Origin of the sequence: Xanthobacter pollutisoli, from assembly GCF_040044995.1 — a bacterium.
GTDB lineage: Bacteria > Pseudomonadota > Alphaproteobacteria > Rhizobiales > Xanthobacteraceae > Xanthobacter.
Genome location: NZ_JBDZDP010000001.1, coordinates 26,834 through 45,625, shown reverse-complemented (window position 1 = coordinate 45,625; position 18,792 = coordinate 26,834). Strand labels below are relative to the sequence as shown.

Genomic DNA, 18,792 nt, shown 5'->3' with positions numbered 1-18,792 from the left:
TCCCTCCGCCGACCCCGGTTCGGGCCGGGCGATTCAAACCGTTGCTCGGGCACGGTTTTCGTGCCCTTCGGCTGCGGTCCGGCTTTGGCGGCCGGCCCATCTGGCGCCGCGGATAATGCAGATAACCAAGTTGCCTGACAAGTACGAGATATGTATTTTCCTCGCCGACCAGAACGCGCCGTGATGAGGGCGCCGCCGGCGTCGGGCGCGCCCTTAAGGGACGTCGCCGACAGGTGCCGGAAAGCCTCGCAGAAGGCGCAAGGGAGGAAGCCGGTGGCAGAGATTTCCAAGACGATGCGACAGATCCGCTTTGCGGGCGCGGGCGGTCCCGAGGTGGTGACGGTCGAAACCGCGGATGTTCCGCGTCCCGGCCCCGGTCAGGTGCTGGTGGAAGTGGTGGCGGCGGGTGTGAATCGTCCCGACTGCCTCCAGCGGGCCGGCAATTATCCCCCGCCTCCCGGAGCAACGGATGTGCCCGGCCTGGAGATTGCCGGCCGGGTGGTTGCGCTCGGCGAGGGCGTCACCGCGCCGAAGATCGGCGACGAGATTTGCGCGCTGGTGATCTCCGGCGGCTATGCGGAATATTGCATCGCCGAGGCGCCGCTCTGCCTGCCGATTCCCAAGCTGCTCTCCCTGCTGGAAGCGGCGGGATTGCCGGAGAATTATTACACCGTCTACGACAACGTCTTCACCCGCGGCGGGCTGAAGGCGGGGGAGACCATCCTCATCCATGGCGGATCGAGCGGCATCGGCTCCACCGCCATCCAACTCGCCCACCATGCCGGCGCGCGGGTCATCGCCACGGCGGGCTCCAAGGAGAAGTGCGACTTCTGCCTGTCGCTGGGGGCGGACGCGGCCATCAACTATCGCGAGGCGGATTTCGTCGCCGAGGTGAAGGCGCTGACCGACGGCAAGGGCGTCGAGGAAATCCTCGACATGGTGGGCGGCCCCTATGTGGCCCGCAACCTCCAGGCCCTCGCGGTGGAGGGGCGCCTCGTGCAGATCGCCTTCCTCCAGCCGAGCGAAGTCACCATCGATCTCATGCCGGTGATGCTGAAGCGCCTGACCTTCACCGGCTCGACGCTGCGCGCCCGCCCTGTGCCGCTGAAGAAGGCCATTGCCGACGCGCTCATGCGCGATGTGTGGCCGCTGCTGGATGCGGGCAAGGTGAAGCCCTTCATCCATGCCACCTTCCCGCTGGAGCAGGCGCGGGACGCCCATGCGCTGATGGAATCGAGCGCCCATCTCGGCAAGATCATGCTGGAGACCGGCCGGTGAGCGCGCGCGTCGCCTTTGTCACCGGTGCCGGCCGCGGCATCGGCCGCGCCCAGGCGGATGCCTTGGCCGAAGCGGGCGCGGCCGTCGCCTATGTGGACCACGACGCGGCCCTCGCGCGCGAAGCCGCCGCGGCCGCCGTCGCGCGCGGCGTCGCCGCCGTCGGCCTCGCCGCCGACGTCTCGGACTATGCCGCCGTGGAGACGGCGGCGCAGGCCGCCGCGGCTGCGCTGGGTCCGGTGGACATCCTCGTCAACAATGCCGGCATCTCGCCCAAGAGCGGGGCGGATGGCCGCCGCGCGGAGGCCTGGGAGATGCCGCCGGAGGAATGGCGGCGGGTGATCGACGTGAACCTCACCGGCGCCTTCAATTGCGTGCGGGCGCTGTCGCCCGGCATGAAGGCGCAAGGGCGCGGACGCATCGTCAACATCGCCTCGGTGGCGGGGCGCACCTATTGCGACATCGTGGGCGTCCATTATGCCGCCTCCAAGGCCGCGCTCATCGGCTTCACCAAGCATCTCGCCGGCGAGCTCGGCCCCTATGGCATCACGGTGAACGCCATCGCCCCCGGCCGCATCGACACGCCCATGATGCGCGGCACCGCCTCCGCCGCCAACGAGGCGGTGCGCCTCTCCACCCCGCTGCGCCGCCTCGGCCAGCCGGAAGAGGTGGCGGCGACCTGCGTGTTCCTCACGTCCGACGCCAGCGCATTCGTCACCGGGCAGGTGGTGGACGTGGCCGGCGGCTGGCTTTTGACCTGAGGCGCGTCATGATCGACTTCACCGGCAAGACCCTGCTCATGACCGGCGCCAACGGCGGCATCTCCCGCGCCATCGCGCGGGTGTTCTTCGACCTCGGCGCCAATTGCGTGCTCACCGATCTCGACCTCGAGGGCGTCTCCGCCTTCGCGGCGGAGCTGGACCCGACCGGCGCCCGCGTCCTCCCGCTGCGGCAGGATGCGGCAAAGCCGGAGGAGGCCGATGCGGCGCTCAAGGCGCTGGCCGAGCGATTCGGCACGCTCGACGTGCTCGTCACGTCAGCCGGCCTCTATCGCGAGCGGCGGGTGGCGGAGATGACCGACGATTACTGGCGCACCGGCATCGCGGTGAATCTCGACGGGGTGTTCCACACCTGCCGCGCCGCCATCCCGTATTTCGCGGAGGGGGCGTCCATCGTGAACGTCGCCTCCATGGCGGGGCACCGGGGCAGCGTCGGCCATGCGGACTATGCGGCGGCCAAGGGGGCGGTGCTCACGTTCTCGCGCACCCTCGCCATGGAGCTGGCGCCGAAGGTGCGGGTGAACGCCGTCTCCCCCGGCCTCATCGATACGCCCATGGTGCGACCCCTGATGGCGGCCGGCGGGGCCGCCCTCCTCGCGGCGACCCCCTTGAAGCGGCTGGGCACGGCGGAGGAGGTGGCGCGCGTGGTGGCCTTCCTTGCCTCCGGCTGGGCCGGCTTCGTCACCGGCGAGACCGTGCATGTGAACGGTGGCCTCTATATTGCGAGTTAGGTTCGAGTGCGCGGTGAGTCGCGGCGGCGATATCCGCGGCGTTGCCGGGAAAGGTAGGGAACAACGGATGGCCGAACCTCGCGATCCGCTCCGCGGACTGCCGCGCGACACCGCCCGCGACGTGCTCGGCCGCGCGCCTTCCCTCGCCGATACGCTGGCCTATCGGCTGCGGGAGGAGATCGCCTCTGGCCGGCTCAAGCCCGGGGAGAAGCTGCCCACCGAGCAGCGCATGGCGGAGACCTATGGCGTGAGCCGGCCCATCGTGCGCGAGGCAGTGGGGCGACTGAAGCACGATGGCCTCGTCACCAGCCGCCAGGGCGCCGGAGCCTTCGTCGCCGACCCGGGCGCCGCCGCCGCCTTCCGCCTCGACATCGCCGATCTCAGCGACCGGGGGGAAATGAGCGCCATCGTCGAGCTGCTGATGGCGGTGGAAGCCAATGCCACCGCCCATGCTGCGGTGCGCCGCAGCGCCGAGGACATCGCCCGCATCCGTGTGCAGCTGGAGGCCATGCAGGCGGCGGTGGACCGCGGCGATCCGGGCGTGGACGAGGACATGGGCTTCCACCGCGCCATCGTGGAGGCGACGGGCAATCCCTATTTTCGCGACCTCTCCCAGTTCCTCGATCACCGAGTGCGCCACTTCATCCGCATCGCCCGCGCCAACACGGCGCGCCTCGGCGGCCTCGCCCAGGCGGTGCAGCACGAGCACGAAGCCATCTTCGCCGCCATCGTCGCCAAGGATGCGGAAGCCGCCCGTGCCGCCGCCGAAGACCACCTGCGCAACGCCGCGACCCGCCTCGCGCTCTATCTCAAGCCGTGAGTGTCCCGGAACGGGACGATTGCAGGGCAGGGTGGGAAAGCAGCGGGAACGGGGCAGGACCGAATCGGGTGCGCCGGTGTTTTGCCCCGGGAGATGGGCATGCGCCCGGGGGCAGAGCGCGCGACTACCCGAGGGCAGCCGAAGAAAGCGGTCTCACTTGCGCGCGAAGGTGCCGAGCCCGTTCTCGTTGAAGAACTCCACCGTCATCTTCCCATCGGCGAAAATCACCTGCGAGATGGTGCCGACGGGGGCGGTTTCTTCGCCCTCGGGTCGGAAGGTGAAGGTGTCGCCGCTCCACGGCGCGAGGGTGAAACGTCGCGGCTTGGGGCCGACGCTGAGCACCAGGGCTCCCGCATCCACCCCCACCGTCGCGTCGCCGAAATAGGTGTTGGCGTAAGTGCCCGCGTAGCTGTCGAGGGGCTTGGCTGCCGCCGGGCTCGCGGGCCGGGTCTGGCCCACCAGTGCACCGAGCGGCGTGTAGAGGGGCGCCATCAGCCGGCCGTAGGCGGCGTACCAGTCGCGGGTGACAGCGCCGAACTGCACGAGGTCCATGAAGCTCATGGCCACCGCCTCCGGCGCGCCCGTGGGCTGGGCGTTGGAGAGCACGACGATGCCGAGCTTCTCGGACGGCAGCAGCACGAAGTTCGTGCCGGCGCCGAGGATGAAGGCGCCGGAATGGTCCAGCGTCACCCGGCCGGTGGGTGAAACCCCGGCGCTGAAGCCATAGCCATAAGTGCCGGGCCGGGCATCGAGCGCATAGGCGGGGGAGGAGATCACCTCGCCGCGCATGGCCGGCAGCAGGGCCTTGAGCGGCACCAGCTCGCGCCCCTCGACGGTGCCGCCGCCCAGCACGAAGGCGAGCCATTTCGCCATGTCCCGCGCCGACGACGAGACGCCGCCCGCCGGCGACTGCGCGTCGGGATCGCGCTGGTACTTGGAGACGAAGCGGCCATCCTCTTTCACATGGGGAAAGGCACGGTTGGGGCGGGCCATGAAATCCGCGAAGCGCGACGATGTCGCCGCCATGCCGAGGGGTTTGTAGAGGGCCTCCTCGCTGAGCGTCGCCCAGTCCTTGCCGGCGGCCGTGGCGACAGCCTCGGCGGCGGCGGTGAGGCCGAAATTGGTGTACGCGTAGCTGGCGCGGAACGCCGCGAGGGGCAGGAGCCTCAGCCGCTCCAGCACCTGCCGGCGGTCGAAGCCGACGTCCTCCAGTTCGTCGCCGGCGTGGTCCGGCAGGCCGGAGTGGTGGCTGTAGAGATCGGCGAGGGTGACGTGGGCGGACACCCACGGATCGTTCAGCGCGAACCAGGGCAGCAGCTTCTGCACCGGCGTGGTCCAGGCCACCGTGCCCTTGGCCACCTCGTGCGCTACCACGCCCGCCCCCACGGCCTTGGAAAGGGAGGCGAGCTGGAACACCGTGTCGGCGTCGATGACCGCGCTCTCGCCCACTTTGCGCAGGCCGTAGCCCTTGACCACCAGCGGCTTGCCCTCGTGCACCACGGCAATGGCAAGGCCAGGAACGCCGGAGCGCTCCATCATCTCCTTGGCGAGGCCGTCTATGCGCTCCGCCGCCCACGCGATCTGGCCGGCTGGGATGGACACGCCGGCCGTCTGCGGCGGCGGCTGCGAGGCGTCAATTGGATCGTGGGCGAGGGCGGGGGTGGTGAGGAGGAGCCCGGCGACGACCGCGAGGGTGGAGCGCGAGGTCGGGCGTCGCGGGATCATCATGGGGCGTCCTCCGGTCGCGGACGTCATTCCGAGCGCCGCAGCCATCAGGCTTAGCGGCAGAGCGCCGTGGGCGGCAAGGGTGGCACGGGTGTTTGCTGCTTGAGCCAGACGAAGCAGCCGGGAGGTGGGGCGTTGACCGAGGGGCTTTGTCCCGCCATCGGCAACGCTTGCGCCGGATCTCACATCACGGCGGCGAGGCGCGGCGTCTCGTTGGAGTTCGCTGCCCGTCCGTTCACCGGCAGGCGGACGATGACGCTGGTGCCGACGCCCTCGGTGGAGCGGATGCGCATGGCGCCGCCGTGCAGCTCAACCAGCGATTTGGCGATGGCGAGGCCGAGTCCCGAGCCCTTGTGGGTCTTGGTGAACTGGCTTTCCACCTGCTCGAACGGCCGGCCGAGGCGGGCGAGGGCGCCCTTGGCGATGCCGATGCCGGAATCCTCGATGGCGATCACCGCGGCGGCGCCGTTCACCCGGGCCTTCACCGCGATGCTGCCGCCCTCGGGCGTGAACTTCACGGCGTTAGAGAGGAGGTTGAGAAGGATCTGCTTCAGCGCCCGGCGGTCGCCCTTGATGGCGAGGGTGCCGGCCGCTTCCATGGTCATGGCGATGTTCTTCTCGTCGCCGTTCACCGCGGTGACGCGCATGGCGTCGGCGATGATCTCGTCGAGGGCCACCTCCTCCACCTCCAGCTGCATGCGGCCCGCCTCGATCTTCGACATGTCGAGGATGTCGTTGATGACGTCCAGGAGGTAGGTGCCGGAGCCTTTGATGTCGGTGCAGTACTCGGAATATTTCTCGGAGCCGAGCGGGCCGAACATGCCGCTCTCCATGATCTCCGAGAAGCCGATGATGGCGTTGAGCGGCGTGCGCAGCTCGTGGGACATGTTGGCGAGGAACTCGCTCTTGGCGCGGTTGGCGTCCTCGGCCTTGTTGCGCTCTTCCGAGTATTTCTCCGCCAGCTCGGCGAGCTGCTGGGCCTGGTGCTCCAGTGTCTGCTGGCTCTTTCGCAGGTCGGCGACGAGGGCCATCAGGCGCTTCTCATTGTCCATGAGGCGCTCCTCATGGCGCTTCATGGTGGTGATGTCGGTACCCACCGAGACGTAGCCGCCATCCTTGGTACGGCGCTCGGCGATCTTGAGCCAACGGCCGTTGGAGAGCTGCGCCTCGAAGGCGCGCGAGCCTTCCTCCGGCTTGTCCTCGGGCTTTAGCGGGGTGCGGGTGACCGGGTGGCGCCCGACAGAGGCGATGGTCTCGAACGGGGTGCCGGCGACGATCGCTTCGTCGGGCAGCTCGTGCAGCGACTGGAACTTGGAATTGCAGAGCACCAGGCGGTTCTGGCTGTCCCACAGCACGAAGGCTTCCGAGATGCTCTCGATGGCGTCGCGCAGCCGCATGTCGGCGGTCACCGTGCGCTCGGCCATGCGCTGGGCCTCGGTGACATCCATGGCGATGCCGATGAGGTGAGGGCCGTCCTCGCCCGCCTGTTGCACCACCTCGGCGCGCATGCGCAGCCACACGAAGTCGCCCTTGGCAGTGCGCATGCGGAACACGCGGTCCACCGCGGTGCCCGGCCGCTCCGCCAGCTCCTGCGCCAGCTCGTAGAGGTCGCCGTCCTCGGGATGCACCAGGCGGGCGATCTCACCGAAGGAGATCAGCTCGTCCTTCCGTTCCAGCCCGAGGATCTCGAACATGGTGTCGGACCAGTACATGCGCCCGCGGGCCATGTCCCAGTCCCACATGCCGCAGCGGCCGCGGTTCAGCGCCGTGTCGATGCGGCGGCGGACGGTGTCGTAGATCACGTCCGCTTCGCGCGCCCGGCTCGCCTGCCAGTGGAAGGAGAAGCCGAGGATGAGAAGCACCGTGCCGGTGGTGGTGAACAGCGTGACCGTGAGCGTGGTGGAATCCGACCAGCCGGCGAGGGCGCTCTCGGTGGGCTGGAGATAGACGATCTGGCCGAGCGGCGCCGGCAGGTTGCGCACGGTGGCGAGGGCGGTGCCCTCGCCGAAGGGCACCTCCAGCACGCCGGCGCGCTCGGCGAAGATGACCAGGGGCTGGGACGGGTCGAGCAGGTCGGCGAGGCTCGTCGGCGCCTCGCCCGGGGGCGATGCGGCGATGATGCGGCCCTGGGCGTCGGTGACATAGACCTTGCGGCCGTCCTCGGTGGCGCGGGGTGGCAGGCTTTCGTTCAGAGCCGCCGCGACCCGGGCCGGCGCGTTGCCGGCGCGCAGGGTGAGCCCGTCCGCGGTGGCGAGGGCGAGGAGCGACAGGTCGTCCTTGGCGTTGTTCAGCTCGGCCAGGCGGTGGGCATGGATCTGCACCACGGCACCGACGCCGATCACCGCGAGAAAGGTGATGATGAGAGCGGGGACGATCCGGCGCAGAACCGGCTCGGCGTCCAGCAGCCGCTGGTAAGCTGGGCGCGCGATCGACCGTGCCAGACCTCGAATGGCTTGGTCGCGCGCGCCGACGCTCGCAGCGTTGGCGCGTGCCATCGCCGGTCTCCTCCGGGTGTCCGGGAGCCTCGAGCGGCCTACTGCTCTTGAGCCCCCACGTCCAAGATCTGGAGGGACGTGCCGCATCTCTCCGAATCGAGTTCATTGGAATCGAATCGGGGGGCTGTTGTCTAGACTCCGCATGAGTCAAGAGGCCAAAAAACTGCGGCCAAGCCTCGGTTTCCTTGCGATTCCGGCAAACGCGACGCGAGGTCGCCGTTTACGTTCGCCGGAGCGGGTGCTTTCTTCGCCGCATCCGGGAGGAAGATATGACCGACATCTGGTTCAAGGCAGGCGAGGCGACGGTACTGGCGGCGGACGGGCAGGTGACGGACGCCATGCCGGAGGTGCTCATCGGCTCGGTGCGCGGGCCGGTGGGGCAGGCCTTCGCCTCCATGATGGGCCAGGTGCAGGGTCACACCCGTATGTTCGTGGTGCGCGACCTCAACCAGATGGTCCGGCCGGTGACCATGATGACCACGAAGGCCACCATCCACACCGCCGAATATGTGGAACTGCTCGGCGGCGTGGTTCAGGCGGCCATGGGCGACGCCATCGTCGATTGCGTCAGCGAGGGCATCATCCCGAAGGACCAGGTGGACGAACTGGCCATGATCATCATGGTGTGGCTCGATCCGCGCTGCCCGGAAGATCCCAACCTCGACAAGGCCGATCTCTACCGCACCAATTACGAGGCGACGAAGCTCGCCATCGCCCGCGCGCTCAAGGGCGAGCCGTCCATCGACGAGCTGATCGCCAACCGCAAGACGGTCAAGCACTACGCGCTGGACGGCGTCATCGATTACTGAGCGGGGCCTCTGGCCGTGCTCCGGCCCGTCTCCGGCATGGCCAGAGCGTAGATGAGGAAGCCCGCCGCCGCGATGGCGGAGAGCGAGAGGAAGGCGGCCGGATAGCCGGCCCACACGATCATCCCACCGGTCAACGATGCAGACAGCGCCGCCCCGAGCCCCTGGGCGGTCGCGATCGCGCCCTGGCTGATGTTGAAGTGGCCGGTGCCGTACGTGAGGTCGGCCACCACCACGGGAAAGAGCGCGCCGTAGATGCCGGCCCCGACGCCGTCCAGGGTCTGCACCGCGAACAGCCAGTACGGATCGTCCGAGACCGGATAGAGCGCGCCGCGCAAGGCCAGCACGCCGAAGGCAACGAGAAAGATGGGTTTGTGGCCCCAGGCGTCGGCCTTCGCGCCGACCGCCAGCGCCACCGGTACCATCACGCACTGCGCCGCGACGATGCACCGGGCGATCAGGGACGTCGCCTGCTCGCTCCCGACGACCCGGGTGAGAAGCTGGCCCGTGGAAGGGAGCATTGCGGCGTTGGAGAGGTGGAAGAGGAAGCACAGCACGGCGAACAGCAGAAGTGTCCGGTTGGAGAGCAGGAGGCCGAGGCTGGACGGGGCGCTGCTTTCGCCTTTGCCCCCGTCGTCCGCACCGTCGTCCGCAAGGCCGCGGGCCCGCGTGTCGTCGATTTCCTCCTTCGGTACCGCCAGCATGGCGCCGATGCTGAGGAGCGCGAGGATCGCCATGAGCCAGAACACGACGATGGGGCCGAACAGGATGGCGGTCCCGGCCGCGATCGCGGCGGCTGCGGCGTTGCCAAGATGGTTGAAGGCCTCGTTGCGTCCGATGCGTTTGGTGAAGGCCGCGGGGCCGACGATGCCGAGGGTGATGGCCGCCAACGCCGGCGGGAAGATTGCCCCCGCCACCGCCGCGAGAGACTGGGTGGCGGCCACCACATAGAAATTGGAGGTGAAGGGCAGGGCGAGGCAGGACAAGGTGACGGCGAGCGCGGCCGCGATGACGATGCGCGGCTTGTTCCGGCTCGCGTCGATGAACGCCCCCGCCGGCGTCTGCGCGAGTAGCCCGGCGAGGCCGGCCATGGTCATCACAAGCCCCACCGTTGCCTCGTTCCAGCCCTGGTCCGGGCCGCGCGCGGCGATGAGATAGATGGCGAGATAGGGACCAAGGCCGTCGCGCACGTCGGCGAGGAAGAGGTTGAGGGCGTCAAGGCCAAGCTCGGCACGGCGCGACGGCATTCGTGCGGAGCGTCCGCTTGGCCCGTCGTCAACCGTCGGCTCCGATGCGTGTCGCAGCATGTCCCCTCCGAACCCCCGCGGTGAAATCCATCCCGTCGACCGCCTCTTCGGCCACGTTTGCGCTTAGGGGCGGCATTGGCGAAGCGTTCGGTCTTAAAATTTGTTCCGGTCACGCCGTCGTTTATGGAGACGCTCGCCCCCTTCCGCTAAGTTCACTGGGTGCGCGCAATCGCGGCTCGCATCATCCGGTCGCGCCCGTGCTTCGTATCGAGTGCATGCATGCCGCCGAGCCCAGACCTTTCCCGCCATCAGTTGGATCCCCGCTCCGGACGGCAGTCGCCGTGCGGGTCGATCTCGTCGCGGGCGATTCCAGTGATCCAGCATCGGCCGTTCCACTGGCGGTCCATCGTCGGTCGCGGGTTGGCCGAAAATCTGCCGATCGCTTATCGGCAGGAGGCGCCTTGGCGGGCGGAGCGCCGGCCATGAGCGCGCCGTCGCCCGCAGCGGGATCCGAGACGGGGAGGGATCTCAGCGCGCTCATTGTCGCCATCGCCCAGCGCTCGGACCGGGAGGCGTTTGCGCTCCTGTTCCGCCATTTCGCCCCGCGGGTGAAATCCTTCCTGGTGCGCAGCGGCATTGCGACCAATGCCGCTGAGGAATTGGCCCAGGAGACGCTGCTCACCGTGTGGCGCAAGGCGTCCTATTTCGATCCTACCCGGGCCGCCGCCTCGACCTGGATCTTCACCATCGCCCGCAACCTGTCTATCGACCTCAAGCGGCGCGAGCGCTATGGTGATACCACACCATCCAATGGGCGTGAGGAGGACGTGGACGAGATGTCGGGCGAGACCGTCCTCATGATGGCCGAGCGGGAGACGCGGGTCCGCGCCGCCCTCGCCAAGCTGTCCGAGGAGCAGGCCACCATCGTCCGCCTGTCCTTCTTCCAGGAGAAGCCCCATGCGCAGATCGCGCAGGAGCTCGGCATTCCCCTCGGCACCGCCAAGTCGCGGGTTCGCCTTGCCTTGAGCCGCCTGCGGGCGCTGCTGGAAGATCTGAAGTGAGCGCGGGTCTGTCCCCCGGGTCCCATCCCGGCGACGAGACATTGCTGCGCTATGCGGCGGGCACGCTCCCCTCAGGTCCCCGTCTGGTGGTCCAGGTTCATTTATCGGGCTGCCCTGCGTGCCGGAGCGCCGTCGCTGGCTTCGAGGCGGTGGGCGGCGCGCTGCTGGAGGCGGAGACCCCCGCCGCCACTGCTCCCGACGCCCTGTCGCGGGCCCTGTCGCGCCTAGATACGCCGGCGCTGCCGCCGCGGGGCGAGGCGGGACCCGCCGTCGTGCGCCCCCGCGGCCTGCCTGACGGCCTGGTGCTGCCGCCCGGCGTTGCGTTGCCTGCGCCTCTCGGCTCGCGACGCATGGGCCCGATGATCGCCATCGCGCCGGGCGTGCGGGTGGGCATGGTTCGGTTGGACGAGGACCCGGACGCCCAGGTGCTTCTTCTGCGCATCGGGCCAGGTCGGGCCATTCCCAGCCATACCCATTCCGGGACGGAATTCACCCAGATCATCTGCGGCCGCTACGGCGACGATTTTGGCCACTATGGGCCGGGCGATCTCGTGGAGGCGGACGGGGATGTGGACCACACGCCCCGGGTGGAAGGCACCGAAGACTGCATCTGTCTTGTTGCCTTCGACGGGCGCATCCGCTTCCGCGGTCTGCTCGGAGTGGTGACGCGCCCTTTCCTGTGAGCCCGCACCCCCTGAGCTAGAAGGTGCTGCGGGTGACGCCTTTCTTGACCGTAGCCAGGGCCTCGGCCAGGTCGCTCGCCAGCGCGGCCTTCTGGTCGGGACCGAGGAAGCGGCCCACCGGCACCGTGCGCCGGCCGCTGACGAGGGCCACGTCCAGCGTGCCGTGCTCGTCGTCGTCCTCGCGCCAGAGCCGTGTCCAGAAGGGGTTGAGGCGGGTGGTGGATTTGCGCCCCCGCGCCGGCTCGCGCCGCACCTCCACGAGGCTCGGCGTGACCAGAATGTGCTCGCGCGCCCGCGCCGAGCGGAAGCTGGCCCGGAAGGCGATATAGACCAGCAGCACGTCCAGGCCGAAGAAGCCGAAGATCGGCCAGGCGCCCATGGCGAGAAACACCCCGCCGCAGACGAGGCTCACCGCCCCGACGCCCGCCATCACCATGAGGAAGCCGCGCTGGGACAGGGAGCGGTGGGGCGCGAGCGTGACGGCGTAGACGACGGGCTCATCGGCGAGGCCGGCGTCCCCCTCGGGTGCGGTGTCACGGTCGCTGGCTTGGGACATCGCTGAACAGTATACCCGAATTATGCCGCGCAAGACCCCTCCCTCGAACCCCGCCGACGACGCAGCGCCCCAATCCGGGAGATCCAAGTCCGGGCAATCCAAGTCCGGGCAATCCAAGTCCGGGCAACCCAAGTCCGTGGCGCGCCCGGCCAAGCACTCACCGACAGCCGGCAGCCCCGCCACCGGCCACGCGGCCGCAAAAGGCAAGGCCGCGGCGAAAGCCGGAAGGCCCAGGGCGTCTGGGCCCGCGTCCAAAGAAAATCCCGCCAAAAGCAAGCCGGCCAAAGGCAAGACCGCCGCGGGCGCGGGGCGCGGGCGCGCCGCGGACGTGCCGCCGGTGCCGCCTCGCCGCAACAAGGCGGTGGCCAATGCGGCCGCAGCGGCTCATGGGCGCACGGTGTCCGTCTGGTCGGATGAGGAGGTGTTCGACGCCTTCTCGCGTTTCGAGGCGCAGGACCCCGAGCCCAAGGGCGAGCTGAACCATTCCGACGCCTTCACCTTGCTGGTGGCGGTGGTCCTGTCGGCCCAGGCCACCGACACCGGCGTCAACAAGGCCACCACCGGCCTGTTCGCCGCCGCCTCCACCCCCGCCGCCATGCTGGCGCTGGGCGAGGATGAGGTGGCCCGCCACATCCGCACCCTCGGCCTCTATCGCGGCAAGGCGAAGAACGTGGTGGAGCTGTCGCGCCTTCTGCTGGAGCGCCATTCCGGCGTGGTGCCCCAGGATCGCGCGGCACTGGAGGCGCTGCCGGGCGTCGGGCGCAAGACCGCCAACGTGGTGCTCAACATCGCCTTCGGCGTCCCCACCATTGCGGTGGACACCCATCTGTTTCGCGTCGCCAACCGCACCGGCCTCGCGCCGGGGGCCACGCCGCTGGCAGTGGAGGAGGGGCTTGAGGCGCGGATCCCAGACCGCTTCAAGCTCCACGCCCACCACTGGCTGATCCTGCACGGGCGCTACATCTGCAAGGCCCAGCGCCCCGAATGCAGCCGCTGCATCATCGCCGACCTGTGCCGGTGGCCGGAAAAGAGGTTCTGAAGGGCTGACGCGCGCCGCAGCCGGGCATTGGCTCCCTCTCCCGGGGGAGGGGCCAAGGTGAAGGGCTTCGCGCCGTTGGCCGTTGCCTCGCGGTCGAACGCGCCAGCCCCCGCACGCGGGGGGCCCGCTCAGCGCATCTCGGCGAGGAAGGCCCGCACCTCGGCCGGGTCCACGTCCTTGGCCACGAAGGCTTCACCGATACCGCGCACCAAAATGAACGTCAGCGCGCCGCGGCTCACCTTCTTGTCCTGGGCGATGAGGGCCATGAGGCCGTCCGTGTCCGGCAAGTCGCCGGGCACGTCGGAGATCTTCGTGGGCAGGCCCACGGCCTCCAGATGGCGGACCACGCGGGTCACGTCCTGGCCGGAGCACAATCCGAGGCGGGCCGAGAAGGCGAACGCCAGAGCCATGCCGATGGCGACGCCTTCGCCATGCAGCAGCCGGTCCGAGTAGCCGGCGCTGGCCTCCAGCGCGTGGCCGAAGGTGTGGCCGAGATTGAGCAGGGCACGGTCGCCGGTCTCCTTCTCGTCGCGGGCGACGATGGCGGCCTTGGCCATGCAGCTTGCGGCAACGGCGGAGATCCGCTCCGCCCCGCCGCCGATGACGCCCGGCCACGCCTGCTCCAGAGTCTCGAACAAGGCGCGGTCGCCCAGTAGGCCGTATTTTACCACTTCGGCATAGCCCGCCTTCACCTCGCGGGCGGGCAGGGTGTCGAGCGCGGCGGTGTCGGCCAGCACCAGCACCGGCTGGTGGAAGGCACCGATGAGATTCTTGCCCTGAGGCGAGTTGATGCCAGTCTTGCCGCCGACGGAGGAATCCACCTGGGACAGGAGGGTGGTCGGCGCCTGCACCACGTCCACGCCGCGGCGCAGCACAGAGGCGGCGAAGCCCGCGAGGTCGCCCACGACGCCGCCGCCGAGCGCCAGCACCAGATCGCGCCGCTCAATGCGGGCCGCGATCAGCCCTTCGACTACCTGCTCCAACCCGGCCCAGCCCTTGGACTTCTCGCCCGGCTCCACCACGATGGCGGTATGGCCGATGCCGGCGGCGGAGAGGGAGTCCGCCACCGTCTTCAGGTGCCGTTCGGCCACGTTGCGGTCGGTGACGATGGCGACGCGCGCGCCCTTGCGCAGCGCAGTCACATGGGTGCCCGCCTCGGCGAGGAGGCCGGGGCCGATATAGATGTCATAGGGTCGGCCGGCCACGTCGACGCGCACCGTGGTGCGCAGGATGTCGCCCATGGGCAAATCGGCGGCCTCGGCCGAGATGGCGGTGGCGGAATTGGGGGGAACCATGGGGCGGCTGCCTTCGGGATATTTCACGATGTGGCCGTGGACGGCGCCGATCACCTCCTCGACCACCAGTTCATGGACCACGTCCCGGCTGTCGACGATGACGTCGGCCAGGGCATAGGTGTCAGCACGCTGGCTCAGCAAGGCGGCGAGCTTCTGCGCCGGGTCGCCCTGGGCCAGCAGGGGCCGGTCGGTGCGCTTCTTCACCCGCCGCAGAAGGGTGTTGAGGTCGGCGCGCAGCCAGACCGACACGCCGTACTCGGCCACGGCAGCGCGGGTCTCGGCATTCATGAAGGCGCCGCCGCCGGTGGCGAGGACACACGGGCCGGACTGGAGCAGGCGGGCGACGACGCGCTTTTCGCCCTCGCGGAACTCCGCTTCGCCGCGGCGAGCGAAGATCTCCGGGATGCTCATGCAGGCCGCGCGCTCGATCTCCTCGTCGGCATCGACGAAGGCGAGGCCCAGGCGCTTGGCGAGGCGGCGGCCGACGGAGGACTTGCCGGCGCCGGGCATTCCCACCAGCACAATCGACCGGCGGCCGAGCCGCCGCATCAGGTCGGCCGGCACCGGCGGCGGGACCGGACGGGTCTCGTCGGGGCGGGGCTGGGGGAACTTCTGCGTCTGCACCCGCGGGTCCTCGCTGCGGTCGTTGCCTCGCTTCGGCTCTTGCGGCCGGGGTCCGAAGGCCCGCACGCGTCGCCGCCTGAGGCCGGGCCCGGATAGTTGCGGCTCTAGCATCCGCCACGCGAGCCGGCAATGCGGTTGAACAAGACGCACGACCGTGGCACCTCTCCGGCGGAGGGATCGCCCGCGGGCGATTCGCTGGTCGATCGAGGGAGGGCGGGGATGCCCACGCTGTTCCGCCTCTTGGCGGTGCTGGCCGTGCTCGGCGGCCTTGGCTACGCCGCCATGTGGGCGCTTGCTAACAAAGTGGAGCCGCAGGAGCGCGAGCTCAGCTTCACTGTCGCGCCCGACAAGATCGGCAAATGACCGGCAAGGGACAGCCGGCCGCCGGCCCGCTCGCCCTCTTCCTCGACATGCAGGCCGTGGAACGCGGCGCCGGGCCCAACACCCTCGACGCGTACCGCCGCGACCTGAGTGACTTCTCGGCCTATCTCGGCGCCCGCCCGGTGGCGGAGGCCGATACGGCGGCCATCCGCGGCTGGCTCGCCGATCTCACTGCGCGGGGCTACAAGGCGACCACCGTGGCTCGCCGTCTCTCGGCGGTGCGCCAGTTCTACCGTTTTCTTTATGCCGAGGGGCATCGCGCCGACGATCCAGCCGCCGTGCTGGAAGGCCCCAAGCGCGGCCGGCCCCTGCCCAAGGTGCTTTCCGTAGAGGAAGTGACCACGCTGATCGAGGCCGCCCACCGCCGCGCCGCAGAGGTCGACCCCGCGGGAGGGCAGGACCCTCCCGAAGGCGTGGGTGCGCCGGGCAAGGCCGCACGGGCCGAAGCGCTCCGCCGGCGCCGCTGCGCCTGCATGGTCGAGCTGCTCTATGCCAGCGGCCTGCGCATCTCCGAGCTGGTGACGCTGCCCGCGGCTGCGGCGCGCACGCGGGGCGATGCCATCATGGTCACCGGCAAGGGCCGCAAGGAGCGGCTCGTCCCCTTGTCCGATCCGGCGCGGGCGGCCATGGCCGCCTATCTTGATGCGCGGCGGGCGGCGGGGCTCGAAGCCTCGCGCTGGCTTTTCCCCTCGTTCGGCGAGAGCGGGCACGTCACCCGCCAGCAGGCGGCGCGGGACCTGAAAGATCTCGCCCGCGCGGCGGGGCTCGATCCGGCCCGGCTCTCGCCCCACGTGCTTCGCCACGCCTTCGCCAGCCACCTTTTGGCCCATGGTGCCGACCTGCGGGTGGTGCAGACGCTGCTCGGCCACGCCGATGTCTCCACCACGCAGATCTACACCCACATTCTCGACGAGCGGCTGAAGAGCATGGTGCGCGACCTGCACCCTCTCGGCGACGAGTGAGGCCTCAGAAGCGCGTCACCACATCGGCAAGCACGGGGCGGGGGCGATCCTCCAGCTTCTGGGTGGCGGTACCGATGTAGATGAGACCGGCGAAGCGCTCGAAATCGGCGAGGCCGAGCGCCGCCCGAGCCGCCGCGTCACAGGTCATCCACTCGGTCAGCCATGTGGCGCCGTAGCCGAGCGCGGCGGCGGCAACCAGGATGTTCTGGCAGCAGGCGGCCGCCGACAGCAACTGCTCGTATTCCGGGATCTTCACGTGCGGCGCGGCGCGCGAGACGACAGCCACCACCAGCGGCGCCCGCAGGAAGCGCGTGCGCTCGTCCTCGATCCGCTTCTCCGATGCGCCGGGATCGATCTTGGCCATCACGGCCGCCAGCTTCTCGCCCGCACGCACCCGCCCTTCGCCCTCGAACACGATGAAGCGCCAGGGCGCGAGCTTGCCATGGTCCGGGACGCGTGCGGCGATGGTGAGCAGCGTGTCGAGCTCGGCGGCGGAAGGGCCGGGGGCGACAAGGTCCAGCACGCGCGACGAGCGGCGGGTGGAGAGAAGAGCGAGGGTTTCGCTGGCAACGGGGGCTTCGCTGGAATGGGTCATGGGCAAGGCTCTCTCGTAAAAAGAGGTCCGCGCGGGACGCGTCGTCGCGCGGCAAATTCGATGCGCCGGACTTTACAGGCCAAGCGGCGCCGGAGAAAAGGCCACGGCCGAAGTGCGACGACGACCCGGCGGGCGGGCCCGCCCGCCGGGTCCCGCAGCGGCGCCGACTTGAATCCGCCCGGAATTTTGTGCACGTCAAGACGCATGATGCGCTTTGCCTTCGTCCGCCGCCTCGCCTTTCCCCAGCGGCCGCTCGTGCCGCAGCGGCGGTCGCGGTTCGGCGCGGTATGGCCGGGGGCTCTTCGGGCCGCCCGTCGTGGGCTTGCGCCGCTGGTGGCGCTGATGTTGCTCTCGATCGGGCCTGCGGCGGCCCAGTCCATGCAATTCCTCGGGCCTCCCACGGCGCCGCCCGCCCTCGGTCCCTTTGCCACCCCGCCCGGCGCGGCGCGTCCGGCCTTCCAGCCGCCGGGCGGCGCGCCCGCGCCCGCGCCGTCCGGCCGCGAGCCCCACGCCATGCTGCCTCCGGCCCCTCCCGGCAAGGCGGCCCTCGGCGTCTACGCGCGCTTCGGGGCGGAGGGATCGGCCATTCCACGCGGCCTCGTCTGGCGCGTTTTCGCCGATGTGCCGGAGGCCACCGGCGCCTTCCCGCTGGTGGCGGAGAGCTCAGAGGCGGCGCCGGTCTTCTTCCTCAATCCCGGCGGCTACATCATCCACGTGTCCTATGGCTTTGCCACCACCGCGCAGCGGGTGCAGATGGGGCCGGTGTCGCGCCGCCAGTCGTTCGATCTGGCCGCCGGAGCCCTGCGGCTGGCCGCCGACGTCAGCGACAAGCCCATTCCCGCGCAGCAGCTGACGTTCGACATCTTCGAGGGCTCGTTCCTGCAGGGCCGCACCTCCAGCCAGCCTTACTATCGCGGCGCCGGCGCGGGCGAGGTGGTGCTGCTGCCGGAGGGCACCTACCACGTGGTCTCCACCTATGGAGACGCCAACGCGGTGGTGCGGGCGGACGTGATGGTTTCGCCGGGCAAGCTCACCGACGCCACGGTTCATCACCGCGCGGCTCAAATCAGCCTCAAGCTGGTCAGAGTGGCGGGTGGCGAGGCACAGGCCGATACCCAGTGGACCGTCATCACCCCCGGTGGCGACACCATCAAGGAATCCATCGGGGCGTTCCCCACCTTCATCCTGTCCGAGGGCGATTACACCGCGATCGCCCGCAAGGACGGCAAGAATTTCAGCCGCGACATCAAGGTCGAGGCCGGCAAGAACCAGGAAGTGGAGGTGCTGGCGAAGTAACGCCGGCGCCTGCGTCCTGTCGGGAGGTCGTTGCCATGCTCTTCACCCTCGCCAGACCGCACCGCGCGGGCGCGGCAGCCTGCGCTCTCGGCGGTCTTGCACTCGCCGCGCTGGTCTCCGCCTCGGATGCCGCGTCGGCCGCCGATGCCGTGGCCGGCCAGGCCCTTGCGACCCGCTGGTGCGCCGCCTGTCACGTGGTGGGTGAGGGCGCCCAGAGCGCCGCCAGCGACGCCCCGACCTTCGCCACCATCGCCAACCGCACGGGCGATGTCTCGGCCTCCTGGCTCGCGTTCCGCTTGCTCAATCCGCACCCGCAGATGCCGCAAGTATCCCTGACGCGCACGCAGGCCGCCGATCTTGCGGCCTATCTTGCGACGCTGAAGAAATAGCTCAGCAGGGAAAGGGGATGGGGCCCGCTGGCG

General features: G+C 69.8%; 18 protein-coding genes. 12 read left to right on the top strand and 6 right to left on the bottom strand.

Features of this window, described 5'->3' with window-relative positions; translation table 11 throughout:
• The first annotated feature begins 294 nt into the window (after positions 1-294).
• The 4 genes from ABLE93_RS00210 (at position 295) to ABLE93_RS00195 (ending at position 3,605) form a co-directional block, all read left to right on the top strand.
• Complete coding sequence (locus ABLE93_RS00210) at positions 295-1,278, top strand: NAD(P)H-quinone oxidoreductase (RefSeq protein WP_348838428.1); 984 nt, start codon at positions 295-297, stop codon at positions 1,276-1,278.
• Entirely contained in the window at positions 1,275-2,036 is a 762-nt protein-coding gene (locus tag ABLE93_RS00205) for an SDR family oxidoreductase (RefSeq protein ID WP_348837002.1), read from the top strand. Before ABLE93_RS00210 ends, ABLE93_RS00205 begins: the two co-directional genes overlap by 4 nt.
• Positions 2,037-2,044: 8 nt before the next feature.
• Positions 2,045-2,785 (top strand): SDR family NAD(P)-dependent oxidoreductase, encoded by a 741-nt coding sequence (locus ABLE93_RS00200; RefSeq protein WP_348837000.1) that lies wholly within the window; start codon positions 2,045-2,047, stop codon positions 2,783-2,785.
• A 67-nt stretch (positions 2,786-2,852) separates the two neighbouring features.
• The gene (locus tag ABLE93_RS00195) at positions 2,853-3,605 is read left to right on the top strand and encodes a FadR/GntR family transcriptional regulator (RefSeq protein WP_348836998.1); all 753 of its coding nucleotides are present in this window, start codon (positions 2,853-2,855) and stop codon (positions 3,603-3,605) included.
• A 153-nt stretch (positions 3,606-3,758) separates the two neighbouring features.
• On the opposite strand, the gene ABLE93_RS00190 is transcribed toward ABLE93_RS00195, so the two are convergent.
• Both ABLE93_RS00190 and ABLE93_RS00185 read right to left on the bottom strand, forming a co-directional pair.
• On the bottom strand, positions 3,759-5,333 hold the full coding sequence (locus ABLE93_RS00190; RefSeq protein ID WP_348836996.1) for a serine hydrolase: 1,575 nt from the start codon (positions 5,331-5,333) through the stop codon (positions 3,759-3,761).
• 179 nt (positions 5,334-5,512) lie between these two features.
• Positions 5,513-7,825 carry an ATP-binding protein gene (locus ABLE93_RS00185; protein WP_348836994.1) on the bottom strand — a complete coding sequence of 771 codons (2,313 nt, stop codon included), beginning with the start codon at positions 7,823-7,825 and terminating at the stop codon, positions 5,513-5,515.
• 269 nt (positions 7,826-8,094) lie between these two features.
• Between ABLE93_RS00185 and fae the strand changes: the two genes are divergently transcribed.
• On the top strand, positions 8,095-8,634 hold the full coding sequence (gene fae / locus ABLE93_RS00180) for a formaldehyde-activating enzyme (RefSeq protein ID WP_348836992.1): 540 nt from the start codon (positions 8,095-8,097) through the stop codon (positions 8,632-8,634).
• On the opposite strand, the gene ABLE93_RS00175 is transcribed toward fae, so the two are convergent.
• The gene (locus ABLE93_RS00175; RefSeq protein ID WP_348836989.1) at positions 8,628-9,878 is read right to left on the bottom strand and encodes an MFS transporter; all 1,251 of its coding nucleotides are present in this window, start codon (positions 9,876-9,878) and stop codon (positions 8,628-8,630) included. The two genes, fae and ABLE93_RS00175, sit on opposite strands and share 7 nt — an antisense overlap.
• 482 nt (positions 9,879-10,360) lie before the next feature.
• Here ABLE93_RS00175 and ABLE93_RS00170 point away from each other — a divergent pair, with 482 nt between their 5' ends.
• Entirely contained in the window at positions 10,361-10,939 is a 579-nt protein-coding gene (locus tag ABLE93_RS00170; RefSeq protein ID WP_348836987.1) for a sigma-70 family RNA polymerase sigma factor, read from the top strand.
• Complete coding sequence (locus tag ABLE93_RS00165; RefSeq protein WP_348836985.1) at positions 10,936-11,622, top strand: ChrR family anti-sigma-E factor; 687 nt, start codon at positions 10,936-10,938, stop codon at positions 11,620-11,622. The genes ABLE93_RS00170 and ABLE93_RS00165 overlap by 4 nt, the downstream gene beginning before the upstream one ends.
• Before the next feature lie 16 nt (positions 11,623-11,638).
• Here the strand turns inward: ABLE93_RS00165 and ABLE93_RS00160 are convergent, their stop codons facing one another.
• Positions 11,639-12,178 (bottom strand): DUF2244 domain-containing protein, encoded by a 540-nt coding sequence (locus ABLE93_RS00160; RefSeq protein ID WP_348836982.1) that lies wholly within the window; start codon positions 12,176-12,178, stop codon positions 11,639-11,641.
• 337 nt (positions 12,179-12,515) lie between these two features.
• On the opposite strand from ABLE93_RS00160, the gene nth reads away from it, so the two are divergent.
• On the top strand, positions 12,516-13,217 hold the full coding sequence (gene nth / locus ABLE93_RS00155) for an endonuclease III (protein WP_510182950.1): 702 nt from the start codon (positions 12,516-12,518) through the stop codon (positions 13,215-13,217).
• 128 nt (positions 13,218-13,345) lie between these two features.
• On the opposite strand, the gene aroB is transcribed toward nth, so the two are convergent.
• On the bottom strand, positions 13,346-15,061 hold the full coding sequence (aroB, locus tag ABLE93_RS00150; RefSeq protein ID WP_348838426.1) for a 3-dehydroquinate synthase: 1,716 nt from the start codon (positions 15,059-15,061) through the stop codon (positions 13,346-13,348).
• Positions 15,062-15,355: 294 nt separating this feature from the next.
• Here aroB and ABLE93_RS00145 point away from each other — a divergent pair, with 294 nt between their 5' ends.
• The gene (locus ABLE93_RS00145) at positions 15,356-15,499 is read left to right on the top strand and encodes a hypothetical protein (protein ID WP_348836981.1); all 144 of its coding nucleotides are present in this window, start codon (positions 15,356-15,358) and stop codon (positions 15,497-15,499) included.
• The gene (locus tag ABLE93_RS00140; protein ID WP_348836978.1) at positions 15,496-16,479 is read left to right on the top strand and encodes a site-specific tyrosine recombinase XerD; all 984 of its coding nucleotides are present in this window, start codon (positions 15,496-15,498) and stop codon (positions 16,477-16,479) included. Before ABLE93_RS00145 ends, ABLE93_RS00140 begins: the two co-directional genes overlap by 4 nt.
• Before the next feature lie 4 nt (positions 16,480-16,483).
• Here ABLE93_RS00140 and ABLE93_RS00135 read toward each other — a convergent pair whose 3' ends face one another.
• Positions 16,484-17,074 (bottom strand): nitroreductase family protein, encoded by a 591-nt coding sequence (locus ABLE93_RS00135; protein WP_348836977.1) that lies wholly within the window; start codon positions 17,072-17,074, stop codon positions 16,484-16,486.
• Positions 17,075-17,278: 204 nt separating this feature from the next.
• Here ABLE93_RS00135 and ABLE93_RS00130 point away from each other — a divergent pair, with 204 nt between their 5' ends.
• On the top strand, positions 17,279-18,370 hold the full coding sequence (locus tag ABLE93_RS00130) for an RgsD C-terminal domain-containing protein (RefSeq protein ID WP_348836975.1): 1,092 nt from the start codon (positions 17,279-17,281) through the stop codon (positions 18,368-18,370).
• 35 nt (positions 18,371-18,405) lie between these two features.
• Positions 18,406-18,759 carry a c-type cytochrome gene (locus tag ABLE93_RS00125; protein WP_348836973.1) on the top strand — a complete coding sequence of 118 codons (354 nt, stop codon included), beginning with the start codon at positions 18,406-18,408 and terminating at the stop codon, positions 18,757-18,759.
• Positions 18,760-18,792: the final 33 nt, after the last annotated feature.